The following is a 21,290-nucleotide window of genomic DNA, read 5'->3' on the forward strand; positions in this document are numbered from 1 at the left end:
CGCGGCGGCCTCTGGGCGAGGCCGCCGCGCGGCGTCGTTCCTCCCGGTGTCAGGGGCGGCCGAAGCGGCAGTCCAGCAGGTGGGCCGGGGTGACCGTGACGGCGTCGATGACGGGGCCGTAACCGCCGCCCGTGGTGCTCGCGAACGTGAGCGTCACCGTCGGAGCGAGGGCGCGGAACCGGAACCGCTGCTGGACGTAACCGAGATCCGTCCGCGTCTTGCCCGTGGTGTCGAAGGCGAAGTTCTTCTGGACGGTCGGGTGGCCGATGGCGTTCTGCGTCACCCGCAGGTACCCGCGTTTGATCGCGGGCCCGCCATCCGGGTTCCCGGCGAGGGAGAAGGCGACGGTGTAGCAGCCGCCGAAGCGGGTCGTGACCGGCTGTTCGACCGTTCCGGGGGCGTCGCCGTCCAGATCGAGGGACTGGTTTCCCTCGGCGGCCTGCCAGAAGCCGGCGCCGATGAGGTCGACGTTTCCGCCGGTGACCTTCCAGGTTTCGATGGCGCTTCCGGCGCCGAACCTCATGAAGGTGTTCGCCGAGACCATCGGGCTCTCGAATCCGCCGTTGGTGAAGAGCGGTACCGGGGTGCGCCGGTCCTGGGCGGGTCGGATGGAGGCCATGCACAGGGTGAGTGCGCCGACCGCGAAAAGGGCGGTGAGCCATCGCGCGACGCGTGGACCTGCGGTCAACGGAACGGCCATGGTTCCTCCAGGTTGCTGACGCGGTCTGTACGCGGCGAACCGATTGACCGGAATGGGCGGCAGCGCGCCCGATCGAATCCACCTGGCAACGGAATGTAATCAAGTGATCTTGTTCTGTATCCGAAGCGTCATGTGGTGGGCGAGGAGATGCACGCTGCGTTGGGAGTTGTTTACGTGGCGTGTCGATTTCGTCGTCACGAGGGGCTTCTTGCTCGCCCGAAGCGGCGAGGTGGGTTCCCGTTTTGGCCGGATGTGGCCAAAGCGGAAAGTAATAGCGTACTTTGGGCAATGCGTCAGGTCCGGCGGTGCGTTCTCCGTGGCGGGGATGGCTGGATTCGGTTGCCGCGCAGTTCGGCGCGGGGGTCCCGCTGCGCCTCCCCGGTCCCGGCGGTCGCGGCCCGTCCCTCCCGCATCGGGCAGCGCGGATGCCACGCTCGACGTTCTACGCCGGTTCGACGGGGCGACGCTACTTTGAGGCTTGTATCCGTCACGGCCCGTGGGAAACTAAGCGGATTCCGGTGTTCTGAGGGGAGCACATGATCGGTTCTCAGCCTGACGGCGAGACGGCCGTGAGCAGCTTGTTCGGTCATCATCGTGGTGGCCCGACGGTGCTGCGTATTGTGCTGGGGGCGCAGTTGCGGCGGTTGCGTGAGGCGCGGGGGATCACGTGTGAGGATGCCGGTGAGGCGATCCGGGCGTCGCATTCGAAGATCAGCCGGATGGAGTTGGGGCGGGTTCGGTTCCGGGCGCGTGATGTTGCGGATCTGCTGAGCTTGTACGGGGTGCGCTCGGAGGATGAGCGTGCGGCGATGCTGGCGTTGGCGGAGCGGGCGAATGAGCCGGGTTGGTGGCATTCGTATTCGGACATTCTGCCGGGCTGGTTCGAGGTGTACATCGGGTTGGAGGAGGCGGCTTCTCGGATCCGGTCGTATGAGGTGCAGTTCGTGCCTGGTTTGTTGCAGACGGAGGATTATGCGCGGGCGGTGACGTTGCTGGGGCATCCGGATGCGCCGGGTCATGAGATCGAGCGGCGTGTGGGGTTGCGGATGCGGCGTCAGTCGTTGTTGCGGGGGGAGGATCCGCCGCATTTTTGGGCGGTGGTGGATGAGGCGGCGTTGCGGCGGCCGTTGGGTGGGGCTGCGGTGATGCGGCGTCAGCTGGAGTATTTGATCGAGGTGACGGAGTTGCCGCACGTGACGCTGCAGGTGGTTCCGTTCCACCTGGGTGGGCATGCGGCGGCGGGCGGTCCGTTCAGTATTTTGCGGTTCGCGGAGCCGGATCTGCCGGATGTGGTGTATTTGGAGCAGTTGACGAGTTCGTTGTATCTGGACAAGCGCGAGGACGTGGATAATTATCTGGCGGTGATGGAGCGGTTGTGTATCGACGCCGAGCCCGCCACCCGCATCGGCGACACCCTCGGCGAAATTCTCCGCGACCTTTGATGTCGCGCGCGTTTAAATCTGCTTGATCTGTCGCGCCCCGAACGGCGGTCGGCTCAGAGTTCGCGGATGATCTTGCTGATCAGGTCCATGGACTCCTCCGGCGAGGCGCTCTGCACGCACAGGCGCTCCATCGCCGCCGTGTAGTGGTCCATGTCGTCGTCCTTCTCGAGGTACATCGCGCCGGTGAGCTGTTCGATGTAGGCGATGTCGGGCAGCTCGGGCTCGGGGAACCGCAGGATCGTGAACGCCCCGGCCTCGCCGGCGTGACCGCCGACCCGGAACGGCATGACCTGCACCGTGATGTTCTCGCGCCGAGCGGACTCGTGCAGCGCGCGCAGCTGGGCGCGGGCGACGTCAACGCCGCCGATCGGCCGCCACAGCGCAGCTTCGTCGATCACCGCCCACAGGCGCGGCGGATGCGACTGGTGGAGGAGCCGCTGCCGGCGCATCCGCAGCTCGACCCGCCGGTCGATCTCCTCGGCCGGCGGATCGGACATGCCCTGGGCGACGACGGCGCGGGTGTACTCCGGGGTCTGCAGCAGGCCCGGGATGAACTGCACCTCGTACGTCCGGATGACCTGCGCGGCCTCCTCCAGGTCGACGTACGGACGGAACCAGGCGGGCATCGCGTTGCTGTAGGCCTGGAGCCAGCCCGGTTGGTTGGCCTCCCGGACGATGGTGAGCAGGGCGTCGCGTTCGCCGCGGTCATCGATGCCGTACAGCTTCAGCAGGGCGACGACGTCGTCCTCGTCGAGGCCGGCCCGGCCCTGCTCCACGCGGCCGACCTTGTTCTCCGTGGCGTGGATCGCCTCGGCGGCCTCTTTGCGGGTCGCCCCGGCCGCCTCGCGTAGGCGGCGCAGCTGCGCTCCCACGATCCTGCGGCGGACGGTGGGTCTGCTCACCGAATGCACCGCAACCGCCACCGTACCCACCTCCGATCACCATAATGCGGGCAGAGTCTGCCATTGATGACCACTGGTGAACAGACCTGACGGCCAACCACGATCGAAATATCGCTGGACGGCGGGCGAATGGCGTGGATCATGCGTGGGGCGAGGCGGTCTCCGGCCGGTCCGGGCCCGCTCAGGCGGTCGCGGCGACCTCTTCCTCCTCGATACGGCGGTTCCACTCGCGCTTGCCCGCCTGCCAGCCGTCCTCGTCCGTGTCGCAACGCCAGTACCCGGAGATGGACAGCTGCTCGAGGGGGAGTCCCCGCTCGACACGAAGGTGGCGCCGAAGCCGCTTGACGAAGTTCGCCTCGCCGTGCACGAACGCGTGGATCTCGCCCGGCGGGAACTCCAGCTCCTGTACGGCCGAGACGAGGGCGTCACCGATCTGCCCGTCGCCGCGGTGCAGCCACACGATCCGGGCGTCGCCCGGCGTGTCGAGCGGGAGTTCGTCCTCCTTGCCGGCCACCTCGACGAAGACCCGCGTGGGCGCGCCCTGCGGGATCCTCTCCAGCGACGCCGCGATGGCCGGAAGGGCGCTCTCGTCGCCGACGAGCAGATGCCAGTCGGCCTTCTCGCTCGGCGCGTACGCGCCGCCGGGGCCCTGGAACAGCACCTCGTCACCGGGCTTCGCCTGGGCGGCCCACGGCCCGGCCAGGCCGCGATCGCCGTGGTGCACGAAGTCGATGGTCAGCTCCACCGCCTCCGGGTCCCACGAGCGCACGGTGTACGTGCGAATCCGCGGCCACTGGTCCCGCGGGAGGTCGCGCCGTACGGCCTCCATGTCGAGCGGCTCGGGGTACGCCACGCCCGGCACGGGAAAGAGGATCTTCACGTAGTGATCGGTGCACGACCCGGCGGGGAAGCCGGCGAGGCCGTCCCCGCCGATCACCACCCGGATCATGTGCGGGGAGATCCACTCGACGCGGCGGACGCGTCCGTGGTTCAAACGCCGGCCCCGCCCGGCCGGTCTGTCGTTCGCCATCTGTCGCTCCTCACTTAGGTATGCCTAACTTTATTCCGATATATCGTTGCCGACGCTACCGCCTGCGTGACGCTCATCACGTACAGACCGGAGCGTGAGGAGCTCTCGATGACATCTGTCATGGAAAATCGGGGACAGGGCGCTCTATAGAGGAGACGACGCCTCTGTCAGGATCCTGCCGTGGAGTCAACCGAAGTGCGGCTCCGGCCGCCACGACAACTGGTCAGCCCGAAGGCGATCGGCTATTGGACCGTGCGCGCGCTGGCGGGCTGGCTGATCGTGGCCGCCGCGCAGGTCATCTGGCTGATCAACGACGGCGGCGACGTCTCGTGGCACGTCGGCGGGCTGATCCTGACCGGCGTGCTCGGCGCCGCGCACGTCATCGTCATGCCCCAGTGGAGGTTCCGCGTGCACCGCTGGGAGGTCACCCCCGAGGCGGTCTACACCCAGTCCGGCTGGTTCGACCAGGAGCGGCGCATCGCCCCGATCTCCCGGATCCAGACCGTCGACAGTGAGCGTGGACCGGTGGAGCAGCTGTTCGGCCTCGCCAACGTCACCGTGACCACCGCTTCGGCGGCCGGCCCGCTGAAGATCCGCGGGCTCGACCAGGAGACGGCGGAGCGGCTCGTCGACCGGTTGACCGAGGGCACGGCCGCCGACCGTACGGACGCCACATGACGGCGATCGAGCCCGGCGCCGGCGAGTGGCGGCGGCTGTCCACCCGCATGCTCCTGATCCATCCGGTGCAGGAACTGCTGCGGGCCTGGCCGCTCCTCCTCGGCCTCGTGGTCGCCGGAAGCGCGGGCGGGCACGGGTCCTGGTGGAGCCTGATCGCCACCGGCCTGGTCATCCTCGGCGGACTGCTGCGCTGGTTCACCACCACCTACCGCGTGACCGCCGAACAGGTCCAGGTCCGCAAGGGGCTCCTCCGGCGGCAGGTCCTGACCGTCCCGCGCGACCGGATCCGTACGGTCGACGTCACCGCCCACGCGCTGCACCGGTCACTCGGCCTGGCCAAGGTGGAGATCGGCACCGGGCGTACCGACCGTAAGAACGACGGCGTCAAGCTCGACGCCCTGCACGCCACCGAGGCCGCCCGGCTGCGCGAGGAGCTCCTGCACCGAGCGAACACCGGCGCTCCGGCGGCGTCGTCCGCCGTACGGGCGGCCGAGCGGCCCCGGGAGACGCTCCTGGCGCAGATGCGGCCCGAATGGCTGCGGTACGGGCCGTTCACGCTGACGGGGTTCGTCACGGTCGGCGTCATCGCCGGGGTCGTGTGGCGCTCGCTCAACGAGGCGCACGTGGACCCCCGGCGCATCGGGGTGCTCAGCGCGCTCGCGGACCGCTTCCAGCGGACCCCGCTGGCCGTGGACGTCCTCGTCGTCGTGGTCGCGCTGCTCGTGGTCGTCGCGGTCGCCTCCACCCTGGGATACCTCCTGGCCTTCCACGGCTTCCGGCTCACCCGGGGCAGCGCGGGAACGCTTCACGTCACGCGCGGGCTCATCACGACCCGCTCGATCACCATCGAGGAGCGGAGGCTGCGCGGCGTCGAGTTCAGCGAGCCCCTGCTGCTGCGGGCGGTGGGTGCCGCCCGGTGCATCGCCATCACCACCGGCCTGCGGGTGGGACGGGGCGCCGAGCGCGGCGGGTCGCTGCTGCTGCCGCCCGCGCCGCGTCCCGAGGCGCTCCGCGTGGCCGGCGCGGTCATGCGGAACGACGCCCCGTTCACCGCGCCCCTCACCGGGCACGGCCCACGCGCCACGCGCCGCCGCTTCTCCCGCGCGCTGGGTGTCACTCTCCTCGTCCTCGTGGCGGCCCTCGCCCTGTGGGGCGCCGGCGCGGTGCCCGCGTGGACGTGGCAGGCGGCCATCGTGCCGGTGCCCCTCGCCGCCCTGGTGGCCGCCGACCGCGCGCACGCCCTCGGCCACGCCGTCGTGAACGGCGCCCTCGTCGGACGTCGGGGCTCGCTCGTCCGGCGCCGCAGCGTGCTGTCGTGTGAGGGGATCATCGGCTGGAACCTGCGCCGGTCGTTCTTCCAGCGGCGCAGCGGCCTGGCCACACTCGTCGCGACGACCGCGGCGGGGCGGCAGCGGGTGGAGGTCCAGGACGTCCCCCTGAACGAGGCCCTCCGCGTCGCGGAAGAGGCGCTCCCCGGCCTGCTGACGCCGTTCCTGGAGCGCTGAGAGATCCTTGTCGTCGACGAGTGTACGGGCGCTCATTTTTGACTTCGACGGCGTGATATTGGATACGGAGACTCCGCTCTTCGAATCCTGGGCGGAGATTTATCGGCAGTACGGCTGTGAACCGTTTACCGTTGCGGATTGGGCGCGAGAGCTGGGTGGGAAGGAACGGGGTTCCGCACCACTCGCCAAACTGATCGAGAACGCTGCCGTCGAAATAGATCGGCATAAGGTATTGCGAGCGCGCCGTGCCTACGGCCAGCGCCTGCTCGCCCGTGAGCCCGTTCGGCCTGGATTGGTCGAGTGGCTGATCGAGGCTCGGCGGCGGCGACTGCCCATTGGCGTGGCGTCGAGTTCGTCTCTTCTGTACGTCGTTCGTCATCTGCGCAGGATCGGCGTGTACGAATATTTCGACGAGGTCCTGTGCTGTGAGCCTGGAATAACGCCGAAGCCGGCGCCGGATCTCTATCGCATGGCCTGTGAAGCCCTCGGAGTGGAACCGGCCGAGGCGTTGGCGGTGGAGGATTCCCCCAACGGCGTCGCGGCTGCCAGAGCGGCCGGACTGCGATGCCTTGCGGTGCCGAACCGCATCACCGAAAATCTCGATCTATCGGAGGCGAACGCCCGTCTCGACTCTTTCTCCGTAGTCACGTTGGAAGCCATTATCGCACTGGTGTCCACAGATGCTGAAGCGATGTGACGAGATTCGGCAGAATGTCCCTATCTTTTCGAACGCGTTCGGCGGCCGCTTCGCGGATCGCCGCGACCCTCGTCTTAGAGAGGCGGAGGGAGCGCCGGATCGCCGCCGTCAAGGCGTGCTCCGCTCCGGGGTCATAGAGAAATCCGGTATGTCCGTCAACGATCTGTTCGACGAAGCCATCGTGGGCCGGGGCCACGACGACCGGGCCGCCGTGCCGTGCCCACATCGCGACCTCGAAGGGCACATTGGACAGGGGCTCGCCTCTGGCCGAGCAGACGACGACCCGGGTCTCATCCAGCGAAGAAAGCGCTCTAGGCAGTTCTCGCGTGAACCGGGGAACGAAGGTCGCCCGGATCCCGAGGTCCGAGATCTGCTTTCGGTAGCTTTCGAGTAGCGGCTGCGAATAGCTGAACGGAACCAGGATCACGACAAGATGTACGTCCTCGCGCAGGGCCGCCAACGACCGGATGAGGAGGTCCACCCCCTTGATGGGGTCGGCGCGTCCGAACGACAACACTATCGGTCGATCCAGAGGAACCCCCCATCTCCGCGCTACCGCCAGTGCCTCCTCCCGCTGCATCGGGCGGAGGTCGTCGCTCATCAGATCGAGACTTGATCTGAATGGCATGAACCGCGCGGCATCGGCTTCGTACTCTTCACGAAGGTGGCGGGTCATGAATGACCCTATGTCGGCCAGCCTGACATGCCGGCTTCGGTTGACGTTATCGATGCAATCGCGTTCCCATTCGAGGCGGCCGGGCGTCGGCCGGGTCCCCGCTATCCGGTCCGTGCTGTAAAAGACCTGCAGGATGTCGAGGCCTTCGATCCGGCTCCTCTGGAGTTCGCGGCCGACGCCGGCGAATGGCGTATCGATGGCGATCGCCAGCGTCTGATCATATTGAGCGGCGAGTTTCCTGCAGAGACGGGCCGCGCTCTCCGACAGTCGGCGCCATGCTTCAACTGACCAGAGGGATGAGCTTTCGCTGTGGGGCAGCCGGTAGAGGCGCCCTCCGCGGCTCTTGACGATATCGTGAGCCCACTCCAGATCGGTTTGACTGTATGCCAGTGTTCGTCGATTCGGGGCGGGAAATGCGAAGTCGAAGGTGACAGGCCCCACGTGTTCGACAATCGAGTCGTAGCGGTTCTGTAGCAGCGACAGTAGAGTCTTGGTCTGTCGGCCGATTCCGTTGGTGTTGTTGCATATGCCGTTGTAGGTGATGTAGAGCACGCTGCGCCGCATCATGCACCCCGTCGGCTGCCGGCCGTGTCGGTATCTCTCGCTGTGGCGATCCAGTCGTCTATGGACTGACCTGTGAGGATTCGACATATCTCCGTGTACCGCCGCGCGGTCTCGCTGACGACGGCGTGAGGTAGCCGCGGGGGCGGCGCACCTCCGTTCCAGCCGCGTGATTGAAGCCACTCGCGTATGAGTTCCCGGCCGAAAGAGTATGGGATGCCGCCGGGTTTCCATGTTTCGGAAAGCCAGAATCGGCTCGAGTCCGGAGTGAGAACCTCGTCGGCCAAGATCAGGTTTCCACGACGGTCGGTTCCGAATTCGAACTTCGTGTCCGCGATGAGGATCCCCCGAGTGGATGCGAATTCGGCGGCGCGCTCATAGAGCTCAATGCTCAATCGATGGATCTGTTCGGTGAGTTCGGCTCCGATCGCGCTGCGCATTTGCGCGATCGACACGTTTTCGTCGTGGCCGTGCCTGTTCTTGATGGCGGGCGTGAAGATCGGCTTTGGCAGGCGGTCGCCGTGTCGAAAAGACCCGGGTAGTCGTGTTCCGTTGATTCGCCCCGTCGTCTTGTAGCAACTCCAGGCGGACCCGGTCAAGTATCCGCGAACAACGCATTCGATGGGTATCATCGACAGCTTTTTGACCAGCATCGCGCGGCCGGCGTAGTAGGCGACCTCACCGGGCAGGTCGCGGCCCCGCCATCCGACCAAATGGTTCGGTGTGATGTCCCGCAGCCGGTCCATCCAAAACTGTGTGAGGGCGGTCAGTACGAAGCCCTTGTTCGGAACCTCATCTCCAAGGACGACATCAAGCGCTGACATTCGATCCGTGGCGACGAGGACGAGGGTCGCTTCTTCGTCGATACGCTCTTCGTGCGTCAAGAATCTGCTGTCGGCATCGAGCTCATAAATGTCTCGGACCTTACCGGAAGACGCGTATCGAAATCCTGATGGCATGACTCATCGACCTTCCTGCCGTAGGTGCTGGTCATGTCGGGCCGCGAGCAGCGGAGAAGTCCTCGTCGTTCGAGAATCAGCCTGGGACGGTCCATCAAGGTCGAGGCTTGCGGTGATCATCCTTCGTCCGGATGATCATCTTCGAGACGACGGCCGTCAAGACCTCCGGGTGGCGGCGGACTGAAGCCGCCGGAGGAGCACACCGGCGATGTCGGACGGACGCGGTGCCCGGCCATGCCATGATTGCCGGGACAGAAATCATTGAAGTTCGTCGGCGCCTGGTCGGTCGGTGGTGTGCGTCGGCGTGCTCGCTCGGTCGCGAGCACGTCCGGCATGTCCACCATCGTCGGATCCGTGTTCGGGACCGAGCCCGTCCCGAAAGGACCAGGCATGGCCACCGACCACTTCGAGCTCACCGGCGACGGCAACGTCCACGATCCCGAGCGGGCGATCGACGATCTGATCGACGCCCTGTTCGACCACATCGCCGCGACGCTCCGGGCGCATGCACTGCCCGGTGAGCTCCTCACCGCCATGCGGGCCAGGCACGCGGACCTGCTGGCGGCGAACGCCCCCATGGCCGTCGACGAGCCCTCGCGTCACAATCTCCGTCTCACCCTGGCCGTGGTGGCGGCGTACGAGCCGCTGCTACCGCGGCTGGGCCGCGACGCGGCCTTCGAGGCGGTACGGGCGGCGCTCGTCGAGCCGCTCGGTCCCGTCCTCCGCGAGGGCACGCTGGCGATGCTGGACACGGCCTCCGACCCCTTCAGCGCGATGGTCGAGGTCAGCAAGGCCCAGGAGGAGCACGCCTACGGCCGGACGTTCACGTTCGAGCGTCCGGTCGACGACGGCCGTGAGTACCTACTGGAGATCCACCGCTGCTTCTACCACGACGTGCTCGTCGCCAACTCCGCGGCGGAGTTGACACCCGCCCTCTGCGCGTTCGACACGAACTGGATCGAGGCGATCGATCCGGACCGGCACGGCTTCCGGTTCGAGCGGCCCACGACGATCGGGCTGGGCGGCGCCTACTGCCCCTTCCACTTCATCCGGACTCGCCCCCGCGAGTCCGGCGACGGCTGAGGCCCGATCCCGTTCCGGGGACGGGCGCCGCTCTGGCGTCCGTCCCCGCATGCCCGAAATCGTCGTCACTTGGGTGGGTCAAGCCTCTGAGTGAAGGACGATTTGAGGAACACCGTGTAACCGATCACCGCGGGAATTTTCACGTTCCATCCCTTGACGGCTCGGGTGAGTACTTGCTCGCTGTCAAGCAGGCGACCGGTGTTCGGGTCGAAAATCAACGTATATCGCTGTGGGATATCCGGGCCGTTCCACTCGACGCTGACCGCGACGCCGGTACGCGCCGCCCGGTCGGTCGTCGTGCCGTCGTAGCGCAGGCCAGGGATGTCGGCGACGACCCGGAGCGCAGCGGCGGCGATCGCGGGCCGGATGGGTTGTTCGCTGTAGAGATGCTCGATGTCGACGAGTCTTTCCACCTGCCCGTCGTCTGAAATCGAATTCGCAGCGTACAGTTGTTTCCGCAGGGTCACTGGGTTATCGGACAGCGTGCGCCATGCCAACCTGAACGGTATGCCGTGTGGACCGAACCTGTGATCTGCCTTGCCTGGTGCGACGATCCCGCCGTCGTTTTTTTCTATTTGCTCCCACCGCCGGCGGTCGCCTTCGGTCGGGAAGTATGGCGGGCCGTATTCGTAACGTTGGCGTCCCGAGCCGTCGGCGGCCAGCCACTGCTCGGAGGTCGTCACGATGACGGCACTGCTGGTCTCGCCCTTCGCGTCTCCCTGGCCGTCGAGCCCCCAGTCCCGGGTCCGGACATAGGCGTAACGACCCGTCCCAGCGGTGTCGGGCCGACGCTCGGCGCGCTCGGCCAGGCGCAGGAGTACGTCCCGGGCACGTGTGGACCCGCTGCCGTGATACGTGAGCAGCGGCGGGGTCGCCGCGCGTGCCTTCGTCCCCGGCTCATCATGCCCGGGCAGGACGACGACTCCGGCGACGCCGACGATCGCGACCGCGGCCACGCCCGCCCCCGCGAACATCACGGCGCGCCGCCCCCAGGCACGCCGGACCGGGCGGGGTCCAGGAGCGTCGCCGAGGATCGCCGTCAACGACGCCCCGGACACGGCGGGGTCGACGCCCGCGGCCGGATCGTGTGGGTTCAGCAGCGTGCGGATGGCGTCGATGTCGGAATTCATCAGGGTGCCTCCTCGCGTTGGTGGCTGTCGAACAGGCCCTCGAGTCGTTTGCGGAGGCGGTGCAGACGGACGTTCACCGCGGCGCGGCTGCAACCCAGCACGATGCTGATCTCCCGGCTGTCCAGGCATTCCCAGGCGGCGAGCCGCGCCAGCTCGCGGTCCTTCTCGCTCAGGCTGCGCAGCACCGTGATCGCCGTCTGCCGACTCGTCACGGTCTCCGCGTGGTCGGATTCCGGTTCCACGCTCAGAGCGTCGCTGAGCTCCCGGTCACGCTGCTCCCGGCGTGCCCGGTTGGCGATGACCTTCCGCGCGACCGAGTACAGCCATGGCAGTTCACGCCCGCGTGGAACGTCGGCGATCCGCCGCCAGGCGACGATGAACGTCTCGCTGGCGATGTCCTCCGCCTGATCCGGGCCCACCCGCCGCCATGCGTAGCGCACGATGCTGCCGTAACAGCGTTCGTACAGTGCCATGAAGCGCGCCCGGCTCTCGTCGGAGCCGGGCGGCACCGCCTCAAGCGCCTGCGTGTCTTTTCGGTACACATCACGCTTGTGTCGTGAAGGGCGCGATCCTTTCAAGGTTCTCCGGGTCGATCCTCAAGACGCGAACAGGGCCGACGGCGTGGAAGTCCTCAGATGGATCGGGTCTCAGGCTTCGCGGAGGGCGTTGGCGGGCAGGGCGATGAGGGCGGTCATGACCGCGACGAGCGCGAGCGCCGTGGTGAGCGAGGTCGCCTGGGCCACGAAGCCGATGACCGGCGGGGCGATCATCCAGCCGCCGTACCCGACCGTCCCGACGGCGGCCACCGCCGTGCCCGGGTCCCGGCCCGGGGTCCGGCCGGCGGCGCTGAAGGTCAGCGGGACGACCGTGGCCATGCCGAGCCCGAGCAGGATGAAGGCGACGATGACCACCGGCGTGACCGGTACGAGGAGTCCGAGGGCCAGGCCCAGTGCGCCGATGAGGGCCGCCGCGCGGACGACCAGGGGAGCGCCGAGCCGTTCGACGACCCGGTCGCCGGCCAGGCGGGCCGCGGCCATGGACAGGGAGAACCCGGCATAGCCCCACGCGGCGACGTCCGTGGTCGTGTGCGCGACCGTCCGGAGGTACACCGCGCTCCAGTCGGCCGCGGCGGCCTCCCCGAACAGGCTGCAGAAGGTGATGACGCCGAGTACGAGCAGCGCGCGGTCCGGCCGCGCGAACACCTTCCCGGGGGCCGAGGGCGGCGCGGGAGTGAGCCGGGTGCCGCACAGGGTGCCGACGACGGCGATGACGATGCCGACGGCCAGCAGGTGTGCTGGGGCGGCGATGTCCGCCCGGGCGACCAGGCCGGCGGTCGCGGAGCCGATCAGCCCGCCGATGCTCCACAGGCCGTGCAGCCCGGACATGATCGAGCGGCCGTAGCGTGCCTGGACCGTGACGCCCTGGGCGTTCATCGCCACGTCGAGGACGCCGCCGGCCGCGCCGAACAGGAACAGTGAGCCGAAGAGCAACGGCATGCCGACCGCGAACGCCGGCAGCGGCAGGGTGACCGCGACGCCGACGACCATCGCGCGGGTCAGGGTGCGGCTGTCGACCCGCGCGCTCAGCCACGCGGCGATCGGCATGGCGGTGAGTCCGCCGATCGCCGCGCCCATGAGCGCCAGACCCAGGTCGGCGGGGGACAGGTGCCGTGCCTCTTTGACCCACGGAATGCGGGCCGCCCAGCTTCCCGCCGCCATGCCGTGCAGCGCGAAGACGGCGGCGACCGCGACTCGGGCGAGGCGATCCCGGCGCGTTGGACCGATCGAAACGGACGTCACAGACACCAGACCATGATCCCGGACACGGCTGACGGGCACTAGGGCGTGTCCGAGGAATCCCGTTCGTAGCGACCGGCGTCTGGGCACCGCGCAGCCGGACAGCGGATTCGTCGGACACGCTCTCGGGCCGGTCAGCGGCGGTGGCGACCGTGGGTGCGATCGCGGACCGGGCGGCCGTCGAGCACGTGCCGCAAGCGGCTGTTGGTCCGCCCGTACAGCAGGTAGACGGCGAGCCCGATCGCCATCCAGATCGCGAAGTACTCCCAGGTGCGCAGGTGCAGGTTGAGCATCAGCCAGCCGGTGGCGGCGATCGCGAGGATCGGGGTCACCGGCACGGCGGGCACCCGGAAGCCGCGCGGCAGGTCCGGGCGGCTGCGGCGGAGCGCCAGCACGCCGGCCGACACGAACAGGAAGGCGAACAGCGTCCCGATCACGATCATCTGCTGGAGCGTGAGGACGCTGATCTTCCCGAAGGTCCAGACGTCGACCTGGGACAGCGCGATCGCCGTGCAGCCGACCAGGAGCGCGGCGCGGGTCGGCACCTTGTACCGGCTGCTGATCACGGCCAGGGGAGCGGGCAGCAGACCGTCGCGCGCCATCGCGAAGATGACGCGGGTCTGGGCGACCATGACGACGAGGACGACGGTGGCCAGGCCGATGACCGCGCCGACGTCGATGACCAGGCCCATCGCGCTGGAGCCGACGGCGGCGAACGCGCTGGCCAGCGGCGTCGAGGGGTTGAGCTTGGAGTACGGGACCATCCCGACCATCGCGATCGCGACGCCGATGTAGAGGGCGATCGTGATGAGCAGGCTGATGATCATCCCTCGGGGAACGCGGCGGGGGGCGTCCTGGGTCTCCTCGGCCGCGGTGGCGATCAGGTCGAAGCCGATGTAGGCGAACGCGATCGCCGAGGTGGCGGCGAAGATGCCGAACAGCCCGAACGCGTGCGGAGTGCCGCCCATCAGCACGTCCAGGACGGTCCGGTCGCCGCTCTTGCTGACGGGCCGGGCGGGCGGCACGAACGGCTTGAGGTTGGACGGGTGGAAGAACAGCAGGCCGCCGGCGATGACCAGCCCGATCGCGATGACCTTGGCCAGCACCATGAACCACAGCGTGTAGAGGCTGAGTCGTGCGCCGATGGCCACGACCACGGCCAGGACCAGGAGGAGCACCAGGGCGAACAGGTCGAAGCCGGTCTCCTGCCCGACGACTCCGGCCAGGAACGACGGCACGTGGATGGCGGAGACGCCGGAGAGCGTGCCGAGGTCGGTGATGAGCTGCGCCGCGTACAGGGACCAGGCCCGGCCGACCACGGCGGCGGCGAGCTGCAGCTCCAGCATGAGCGCCCAGCCGATCACCCAGGCCCAGATCTCGCCGAAGGCGACGTAGGTGAAGGAGTACGCGCTGCCCGCGACCGGCATCGTGGACGACAGTTCGGCGTACGACAGCGCGGACAGCAGGCAGGCCAGCCCCGCGACCACGAAGGAGGCGATCACGGCGGGACCGGCCGTGCTCGCGGCCTGCTCACCGGCGATCTTGAAGATGCCGGCGCCGATCATCACGCCGAGGCCCAGCACGATCAGGTCGCGCGTCTTGTAGACCAGGGAGAGGCGGTGGCGGCCACCGTAGTGCGGGCTGACGGTTTCCTCGACCGGGAGGCGGCGCAGCAGATTGTTCCGGAACGGCGCCTGGACGCTCAACTCGTCTGGTCCCCCTTTGCTCCGGCCGGCCGAGCCCGCACCGCCCGACAAGTCCTGGAGCACCCCAGGATGTACAAATAAATGCTGAATCACAAGGTCATGGCGACATAGCGGCACATCTGAGACCTCGGGGTGGTTCGGCCGTGATCGGCCGATCGTCTGGTCGCCGGAGCGACGGGATGGCAAGGTGGGCGCAAGCGTTCACCGTGGGTCAGGAGAACTCCATGCGCCGCAGAAACGCCGTTCTCGGGCTCGCCGCCCTCGCCTTGGCGACCCTCACCGCGCCGGCCGAGGCACGCACCGCGTCCGGGCAGCCGGCCGTGGCCCCGCCCCAGGGGAAACAGGCGACCGCGGTGGGATACGGCGGTGCGGTCTCCAGCGTCGACCTCGACGCGACCAAGGCCGGCATCGAGGTGCTGAGGCGCGGCGGCAACGCGGTGGACGCGGCGGTCGCCACCGCGGCGATGCTCGGCGTGACCGAACCGTACGTCGCGGCGATCGGCGGCGGAGGCTTCTTCACCTACTACGACGCGCGGACCCACAAGGTCTCCACCATCGACGGCCGGGAGACCGGGCCGGCGAAGATGACCAAGGACTTCTTCATCGACCCGAAGACCGGCAAGCCGCTGTCGTTCGACGAGGCCGTGACGAGCGGCCTGTCGGTCGGCGTGCCCGGCACCCTCGCCACGTGGGACAGCGCCCTGAGCCGCTTCGGCAGCCGTAGCCTCGGCAGCCTGCTACGGCCCGCGATCGGCGTGGCCGACCACGGCTTCACGGTGGACCAGGAGTTCTACGACCAGACGGCGCTCAACGCCGATCGCTTCAAGGACATCGTGCCGACGCGGGAGCTGTTCCTGCCCGGCGGGAAGCCGCCGGCCGTCGGATCGACCTTCCGCAACCCGGACCTCGCCGACACCTACCGCCAGATCGCCCGGCGCGGCGTCGACTGGTTCTACGGCGGCGGGCTCGGCACCGAGATCTCCGGCACAGTGCGCAAGCCGCCCGTCGACCCGGCCACCACGCGCAACATCCGGCCCGGCGTGATGGAGACCTCCGACATCGCCGCCTACCACGCCCTGCGGCGCAGCCCCACGCACGTGAACTACCGGGGGCTGGACGTCTACGGCATGGCCCCGCCCTCCTCCGGCGGTTCGACCGTCGGCGAGGCGCTGAACATCATGAAGCAGTTCGACCTCCACGACCCGGTCCAGGCCCTGCACACCTACCTCGAGGCCTCCCGGCTCGCCTACGCCGACCGGGGCGCGTACGTCGGCGATCCGGCGTACGTCGACGTGCCGTTGAAGACGCTGCTGTCCGACGGGTTCGCCAGTTCGCGGGCGTGCCTCATCAAGCCGGACGAGGCGGCCAAGAGCCCGGTGCCCCCGGGCGACCTGAACGGCCACGGCTGCGCCACCCCGCAGGGAACCGGTCAGAACCTGCCGTACGAGGGACCGCAGACGACCCACCTCGTGACCGCCGACCGGTGGGGCAACGTCGTCTCCTACACGCTGACGCTCGAGCAGTTCGGCGGCAGCGGGATCACGGTGCCGCATCGCGGGTTCCTCCTCAACAACGAGATGACCGACTTCGACTTCACCTCGTCGACCCCGGCGGGCTACCCCGACCCGAACCTGCCCGCGGCGGGCAAGCGGCCGCGCAGCAGCATGGCGCCGACGATCGTGCTGAAGAACGGGCGGCCGTTCCTCGCGGTCGGCTCCCCGGGCGGCTCCACCATCATCACCACCGTGCTGCAGATCCTGCTGAACCGCATCGACCTGGGCATGACGCTGCCGCAGGCGGTGGCCGCGCCGCGCGCCACCCAGCGCAACACGGCGCAGACCTTCGCCGAGCAGGCCTTCATCGACCAGTACGGCGCCGCCCTCAAGGCCAAGGGGCACGACCTCGCGGTGTTCCCGGGCCCGCCCGCGGGCGTGATCGGCGCGGCGGCCGGCGTGGAGTTCCTCGGCGGCGGCAGGCTCCAGGCCGTCGCCGAGCCCGTACGCCGGCACGGCGGCAGCGCCATGGTCGTCAGCCCGAGCCGATGAGCGCGCCGGTCGTCTCGTCGACCCGGCGGTGTCGTCCGCCGCTCACGTGATCGTTCCGGAATGATTACGTGATCACTACGGGAGGCGAGCGGCGGCCGGGGCTACGATCGAGCGGAGAAGGGAGCCGTTGATGGCCGAGGCGTACGTCCAGGTGACGACGACCACCGACTCACGCCAGGAGGCGGCCGAGATCGCCCGCTCGGCGGTCACCGGGCGCCTCGCCGCCGCGGCCCAGCTCGTCGGCCCCATCGCCAGCACCTATTGGTGGGAGGGCGAGATCGAATCGGCCGAGGAGTGGATGGTGGTGTTCAAGACCACCGCCGAGCGCTTCGAGGCGCTGGCCGCGCAGATCACCGAGCAGCACTCCTACGACACCCCGGAGATCATCGCGACCCCGGTCGTCGCCGGCAGCGGCGACTACCTCGCCTGGGTCCGCGAGCAGACCACGATCTGACCGCCCGGCCGTGAGGCTGCTTCGCGTCCGCCTGCGTGTGAAAACCTTGATCCGGGGAAATAATCATTTACTTGCATAAGGCGCGTGTCGTACCGCGTCGGCAGGACCTCCCGAGGCGGTGGCGATGAGTGAGGACCACGGGCTGTTCGGCCCCGGTTCGGTGACCTGGAAGGTGATGGGGGAGCCGGTCCAGATGGTGGGCGGCTTCCGCGCGCTCATCCTGCAGGCGCTGCACCCGCCGTCCATGTGGGGCACCGCGCAGAACTCCGACCTCATGGACCCCCGGGCGGCCTGGTCACGGCTGGGCCGCACGATCGAGTTCGTCCGCGTCCGCACGTACGGCACCCTCGAGGAGGTCGAGCGGACGGGCCGCCGGGTGCGCCGCCTCCATTCCAAGCTGACCGGCTACCACCCGGTCACCGGGGAGATCTTCCGGATCGACGAGCCGGAGAACCTCCTCTGGGTCCACATGGGCGAGGTCGACTCCTACCTCGACATCGCCCTGCGCGCCGGTGTGCCGCTGACGCCCGAGGAGGCCGACGCGTTCGTCGACGAGCAGCGCCGATCCGGCGCCGTCGTCGGCCTCGACCCCGCCGACATCCCCGCCTCGGTCGCCGAGATGCGCGCGTACTACGAGGAGATGCGGCCCAGGATCTACGCGTGCAAGGAGGCGAAGCAGGGCCTGCGGCGCCTGTACAACCCCGCCGTCCCGCGCCGGATGCTGCCGCTCAAACTGGCCGCGCCGAGCATCGCGACGCTCGTCGTCGCCACCCTCCCGCGCTGGGCGCGCCGCATGTACGGCCTGCCGGCCACGCCGCTCGAGGACCTGTGGGCCACGACCACGCTGAAGGCGCTGTACCGGGGCACTCAGGTGGTGCCCGAGCAGTGGATCTACTCGCCCGACGCCCGCAGAGCCCGCCGCCTGACCCGGGAAGGGACCGCCGACCTTCCCGCCGCCTCCTAGCGCCTGTCTCTCCTACTGCGCGGCGCCCAGGCGGCGCCTCGCCGCGTTGTCGTCGGTCGCCACGGACGGGGACTTCGAGACAGGCCCTGACTTACGAGAGGAAGGCGGCGAGCGCGGCGGCGAACTCCTCGGGTCTCTCCTCGTGGACGAGGTGCCCGGCGTCGATGGTCACCAGCCGGTGGTCGGGGATCGTCTCCGCGAGCCGTGCCATCTGGTCCTGGGGGAGGGGACTACCGGGCCCGCCCGCGATCACCAGCGTCGGTGCGGTGATCGCGGCCACCACGTCCCAGTAGGCCGGGTCGGGATCGTTGCGCTGCCGGTAGATCGCGTCCACCGCCGCCCAGTCGAACGCCTCGGTCTCCTCCGGGTGCTCGGGTGGGTGCCTCGGCGGATCGGCGGGGACGGGCGGCGGCGGCTCTTCCAGGACGAGGCGGTCCACGCGTTCGGGGTGCTTTCCGGCGAGCAGGTACGCCACGGTGGCGCCCATCGAGTGCCCGACGAGGGTCACCCGGTCGAGCCTGAGGACGTCGAGGAGGGCGACGACGTCATCGCGCATGAGCTCGAAGGAGTACGCGGCGGCCCGGTCGCTCGCGCCGTGCCCACGCAGGTCGACCGCGTACACGCGGTGGGAGACGGCGAGGCCCGTCGCGGTCTCCTGCCAGGTCGAGCCGTACTCGCCGAGCGCGTGCAGCAACACGACGGGAGGGGCCGCCGGCGCCCCGTAGACCTGGTAGGCCAGCCGCACGTCACCGACGCCGACCGTACGACGATCGTTCACGGCGCGAGCGTACGGCGCGAGTACGCACGACCGATCTCGCGTTCGCCTCGGGCGTAGGGCGGCCGACCGCAGAACGGCCCGGCCGACGCGCTTCGACCCGGTGACGCAGGGCTTTGCCGCCACCGTTGACGCACAATCCCGGCAACTCCGTCAATCGCCCGGCCACACCGGCGGCAAGGAGTCAACGGCGACGGCAATCGTGTGCCTCGCGGGCGCGGCGGGTGGTTACCGGGCGGGGACGTTCCACGAGCTGATCACGGGGCGTTCGTGTTCGGCGCCCAAGGCGGAGATCGTTCCGGTGTCGAGGCGGAAGAGCCGGCCGTCGGCGGCCGGCAGGCCGAGGTACCGGGCCGTCAGCACGCGCAGCACGTGCCCGTGCGCCACGAGGGCGACGTCGCCCTCGGTGAGGTACGGACGGACGCGCTCGATGACGGCGTCCGCCCGGGCGCCGACCTGGTCGACGGTCTCACCCTCCGGCACTCCGTCCGCCCACAGGTACCAGCCGGGCCGCTCCTCGCGGATCGCGGGCGTGGTGCGGCCCTCGTACGCGCCGTAGTCCCACTCCCAGAGCCGGTCGTCGATCTCGACGCCGGTCAGCCCGGCCAGTTCGGCCGTACGCCGGGCGCGCTGGGCCGGGCTCGCGACGGCCAGCGCGATGTCGCGGGCGGCGATGAGGGGTGCCAGCGCCTTGGCCTGTTCCTCGCCGCGCTCGGTCAGGGCGACATCGGTGCGACCGGTGTGCCTTCCGGTGCGGCTCCATTCGGTCTCACCGTGTCGCAGCAGGATCAATTCCCCCATGGGGGGCACGATACGGGACGCGGAACGGACGCTCTGACTCCGCCTCGAGCGACGGGCCTCCGTACGGTGCCGCGCACTCTGGCTCCGGCCCGGTGAACGGCCCTCGTACGGTGCCGGGAGTCCGCGGTTCCCGGTCACGACGGCTGCCCGGCCTTCCCGCGGCACCGCGACTCCGCGGGAACGCGGCACTGCGGGAACGTGCGAGCGCCCCGGTGGCCCAAGCGGCCGGCCGGGGCGCTCGTGTCGACGTCGTCAGGCGAGCAGGTCCTCCAGCGCGGTCGCCTGGAGGCCGTGCGCCTCGGCGACCGGCTCGCTGACCAGCGCGCCGTCGTGGGTGCTGAGGCCGAGCGCCAGCGCGTGGTCGTCCCGCAGCGCCGTACGCCAGCCCTTGTCGGCGAGCGCGACGGCGTAGGGGAGCGTGACGTTCGTCAGCGCGTACGTCGAGGTGTTCGGCACCGAGCCCGGCATGTTGGCGACGCAGTAGAAGACCGACTCGTGGACCTTGTAGGTCGGGTCGGCGTGCGTCGTGGGGTGGGAGTCCTCGAAGCAGCCGCCCTGGTCGATCGCGATGTCCACGAGCACCGAGCCCGGCTTCATCCGGGACACCAGCTCGTTGGAGATCAGCGTCGGGGCCTTGGCACCGGGGATCAGCACCGCGCCGATGACCAGGTCGGCGCCGAGCGCCTGCTGCTCGATGGCGTACGCGCTCGACACCAGCGTCTTCAGCCGGCCCTGGTAGATCGCGTCGATGTGCCGGAGCCGGTCGACGTTGACGTCCATCACGGTGACGTCCGCGCCCATCCCGACGGCGATCTGGGCGGCGTTCAGCCCGGACACGCCGCCGCCGATCACGACGACCTTCGCCGGGGCGACGCCGGGAACCCCGCCGGGGAGCACGCCGCGTCCGCCGTTGAAGCGCATCAGGTTGTACGCGCCGACCTGCGGCGCGAGCCGGCCCGCGACCTCCGACATCGGGGCGAGCAGCGGCAGCGACCGGTTCGGCAGCTGGACCGTCTCGTACGCGATGGAGGTCACGCCGGCGTCGAGCAGGGCCTGGGTGCACGCGCGCGAGGCCGCCAGGTGCAGGTAGGTGAAGAGCGTCTGGCCCTTCCGCATCCGGTGGTACTCGTCGGCGATGGGCTCCTTGACCTTCAGGATCAGGTCGCCGGCCGCCCACACGTCGTCGGCGGTCTCCAGGATCTTGGCCCCGGCGCCGATGAAGTCCTCGTCCGGAATCGACGAACCGGTGCCGGCTCCGCGCTCGATGAGGACGTCGTGGCCGTGCCGGACCAGCTCGTGCACGCCCGCCGGCGTGATGGCCACGCGGTATTCGTGGTTCTTTATCTCGCGGGGTACGCCGACCTTCACGTTTCCTCCTCAGGGTGC

21 protein-coding genes are annotated in these 21,290 nt (G+C 69.2%); 8 read left to right on the plus strand and 13 right to left on the minus strand.

Translation table 11 applies throughout. The features are described 5' to 3' along the window. Nucleotides 1-49: 49 nt before the first annotated feature. A complete protein-coding gene (locus ACQP2O_RS14535; RefSeq protein ID WP_433184244.1) occupies nucleotides 50-700 on the minus strand; it encodes a choice-of-anchor C family protein in 651 nt (216 codons plus the stop codon). Between the two features lie 536 nt (nucleotides 701-1,236). Here ACQP2O_RS14535 and ACQP2O_RS14540 point away from each other — a divergent pair. Beyond that, nucleotides 1,237-2,142, plus strand: coding sequence for a helix-turn-helix domain-containing protein (locus ACQP2O_RS14540; protein WP_433184247.1), 906 nt, complete (start codon nucleotides 1,237-1,239; stop codon nucleotides 2,140-2,142). 53 nt (nucleotides 2,143-2,195) lie between these two features. Here the strand turns inward: ACQP2O_RS14540 and ACQP2O_RS14545 are convergent, their stop codons facing one another. Both ACQP2O_RS14545 and ACQP2O_RS14550 read right to left on the minus strand, forming a co-directional pair. Next, nucleotides 2,196-3,044 carry a helix-turn-helix domain-containing protein gene (locus ACQP2O_RS14545; protein ID WP_433184250.1) on the minus strand — a complete coding sequence of 283 codons (849 nt, stop codon included), beginning with the start codon at nucleotides 3,042-3,044 and terminating at the stop codon, nucleotides 2,196-2,198. A gap of 181 nt (nucleotides 3,045-3,225) precedes the next feature. Continuing rightward, the gene (locus ACQP2O_RS14550; protein WP_433184252.1) at nucleotides 3,226-4,074 is read right to left on the minus strand and encodes a siderophore-interacting protein; all 849 of its coding nucleotides are present in this window, start codon (nucleotides 4,072-4,074) and stop codon (nucleotides 3,226-3,228) included. A 180-nt stretch (nucleotides 4,075-4,254) separates the two neighbouring features. Here ACQP2O_RS14550 and ACQP2O_RS14555 point away from each other — a divergent pair, with 180 nt between their 5' ends. Genes ACQP2O_RS14555 through ACQP2O_RS14565 form a run of 3 tightly spaced genes read left to right on the plus strand, consistent with a single transcriptional unit; the run spans nucleotide 4,255 to nucleotide 6,954 of the window. Then, nucleotides 4,255-4,752, plus strand: a complete 498-nt coding sequence (locus tag ACQP2O_RS14555; RefSeq protein WP_433184255.1) for a PH domain-containing protein — start codon at nucleotides 4,255-4,257, stop codon at nucleotides 4,750-4,752. After that, nucleotides 4,749-6,257 (plus strand): PH domain-containing protein, encoded by a 1,509-nt coding sequence (locus tag ACQP2O_RS14560; protein ID WP_433184258.1) that lies wholly within the window; start codon nucleotides 4,749-4,751, stop codon nucleotides 6,255-6,257. Before ACQP2O_RS14555 ends, ACQP2O_RS14560 begins: the two co-directional genes overlap by 4 nt. A gap of 7 nt (nucleotides 6,258-6,264) precedes the next feature. Then, a complete protein-coding gene (locus tag ACQP2O_RS14565) occupies nucleotides 6,265-6,954 on the plus strand; it encodes an HAD family hydrolase (RefSeq protein WP_433184261.1) in 690 nt (229 codons plus the stop codon). Here the strand turns inward: ACQP2O_RS14565 and ACQP2O_RS14570 are convergent. From ACQP2O_RS14570 to ACQP2O_RS14580, 3 genes are all read right to left on the minus strand, one after another. Continuing rightward, nucleotides 6,917-8,182: a glycosyltransferase family 4 protein gene (locus ACQP2O_RS14570; RefSeq protein WP_433184263.1), complete on the minus strand. Its 1,266-nt coding sequence runs from the start codon at nucleotides 8,180-8,182 to the stop codon at nucleotides 6,917-6,919. The two genes, ACQP2O_RS14565 and ACQP2O_RS14570, sit on opposite strands and share 38 nt — an antisense overlap. An 11-nt stretch (nucleotides 8,183-8,193) precedes the next feature. Next, nucleotides 8,194-9,150 carry a phosphoribosylaminoimidazolesuccinocarboxamide synthase gene (locus tag ACQP2O_RS14575; RefSeq protein WP_433184266.1) on the minus strand — a complete coding sequence of 319 codons (957 nt, stop codon included), beginning with the start codon at nucleotides 9,148-9,150 and terminating at the stop codon, nucleotides 8,194-8,196. 116 nt (nucleotides 9,151-9,266) lie between these two features. Next, nucleotides 9,267-9,485: a hypothetical protein gene (locus ACQP2O_RS14580; RefSeq protein WP_433184268.1), complete on the minus strand. Its 219-nt coding sequence runs from the start codon at nucleotides 9,483-9,485 to the stop codon at nucleotides 9,267-9,269. 55 nt (nucleotides 9,486-9,540) lie between these two features. On the opposite strand from ACQP2O_RS14580, the gene ACQP2O_RS14585 reads away from it, so the two are divergent. Beyond that, complete coding sequence (locus tag ACQP2O_RS14585) at nucleotides 9,541-10,233, plus strand: L-2-amino-thiazoline-4-carboxylic acid hydrolase (protein ID WP_433184271.1); 693 nt, start codon at nucleotides 9,541-9,543, stop codon at nucleotides 10,231-10,233. A gap of 65 nt (nucleotides 10,234-10,298) precedes the next feature. Here the strand turns inward: ACQP2O_RS14585 and ACQP2O_RS14590 are convergent, their stop codons facing one another. From ACQP2O_RS14590 to ACQP2O_RS14605, 4 genes are all read right to left on the minus strand, one after another. Next, nucleotides 10,299-11,363, minus strand: a complete 1,065-nt coding sequence (locus tag ACQP2O_RS14590) for a CU044_5270 family protein (protein ID WP_433184274.1) — start codon at nucleotides 11,361-11,363, stop codon at nucleotides 10,299-10,301. Continuing rightward, nucleotides 11,363-11,905, minus strand: coding sequence for an RNA polymerase sigma factor (locus ACQP2O_RS14595; protein WP_433184277.1), 543 nt, complete (start codon nucleotides 11,903-11,905; stop codon nucleotides 11,363-11,365). Before ACQP2O_RS14595 ends, ACQP2O_RS14590 begins: the two co-directional genes overlap by 1 nt. Nucleotides 11,906-12,010: 105 nt before the next feature. After that, on the minus strand, nucleotides 12,011-13,168 hold the full coding sequence (locus ACQP2O_RS14600; RefSeq protein ID WP_433184280.1) for an MFS transporter: 1,158 nt from the start codon (nucleotides 13,166-13,168) through the stop codon (nucleotides 12,011-12,013). Nucleotides 13,169-13,293: 125 nt separating this feature from the next. Then, on the minus strand, nucleotides 13,294-14,865 hold the full coding sequence (locus ACQP2O_RS14605; RefSeq protein WP_433184283.1) for an amino acid permease: 1,572 nt from the start codon (nucleotides 14,863-14,865) through the stop codon (nucleotides 13,294-13,296). 224 nt (nucleotides 14,866-15,089) lie between these two features. On the opposite strand from ACQP2O_RS14605, the gene ggt reads away from it, so the two are divergent. The 3 genes from ggt to ACQP2O_RS14620 all read left to right on the plus strand — a co-directional run bounded on the left by ggt (nucleotide 15,090) and on the right by ACQP2O_RS14620 (nucleotide 18,328). Next, nucleotides 15,090-16,910: a gamma-glutamyltransferase gene (ggt, locus tag ACQP2O_RS14610; RefSeq protein WP_433184286.1), complete on the plus strand. Its 1,821-nt coding sequence runs from the start codon at nucleotides 15,090-15,092 to the stop codon at nucleotides 16,908-16,910. A 130-nt stretch (nucleotides 16,911-17,040) separates the two neighbouring features. Next, the gene (gene cutA, locus ACQP2O_RS14615; RefSeq protein ID WP_345443535.1) at nucleotides 17,041-17,364 is read left to right on the plus strand and encodes a divalent-cation tolerance protein CutA; all 324 of its coding nucleotides are present in this window, start codon (nucleotides 17,041-17,043) and stop codon (nucleotides 17,362-17,364) included. Between the two features lie 124 nt (nucleotides 17,365-17,488). After that, on the plus strand, nucleotides 17,489-18,328 hold the full coding sequence (locus ACQP2O_RS14620; RefSeq protein WP_433184288.1) for an oxygenase MpaB family protein: 840 nt from the start codon (nucleotides 17,489-17,491) through the stop codon (nucleotides 18,326-18,328). A gap of 91 nt (nucleotides 18,329-18,419) precedes the next feature. Here ACQP2O_RS14620 and ACQP2O_RS14625 read toward each other — a convergent pair whose 3' ends face one another. The 3 genes from ACQP2O_RS14625 to ald all read right to left on the minus strand — a co-directional run bounded on the left by ACQP2O_RS14625 (nucleotide 18,420) and on the right by ald (nucleotide 21,272). Then, on the minus strand, nucleotides 18,420-19,106 hold the full coding sequence (locus ACQP2O_RS14625) for an alpha/beta fold hydrolase (protein WP_433184291.1): 687 nt from the start codon (nucleotides 19,104-19,106) through the stop codon (nucleotides 18,420-18,422). 225 nt (nucleotides 19,107-19,331) lie between these two features. Beyond that, nucleotides 19,332-19,904: a histidine phosphatase family protein gene (locus ACQP2O_RS14630; RefSeq protein WP_433184293.1), complete on the minus strand. Its 573-nt coding sequence runs from the start codon at nucleotides 19,902-19,904 to the stop codon at nucleotides 19,332-19,334. 252 nt (nucleotides 19,905-20,156) lie between these two features. Beyond that, on the minus strand, nucleotides 20,157-21,272 hold the full coding sequence (ald, locus tag ACQP2O_RS14635) for an alanine dehydrogenase (RefSeq protein WP_433184296.1): 1,116 nt from the start codon (nucleotides 21,270-21,272) through the stop codon (nucleotides 20,157-20,159). Nucleotides 21,273-21,290: the final 18 nt, after the last annotated feature.

Origin of the sequence: Actinoallomurus sp. CA-150999 (assembly GCF_050942425.1) — a bacterium.
Lineage (GTDB): Bacteria > Actinomycetota > Actinomycetes > Streptosporangiales > Streptosporangiaceae > Actinoallomurus.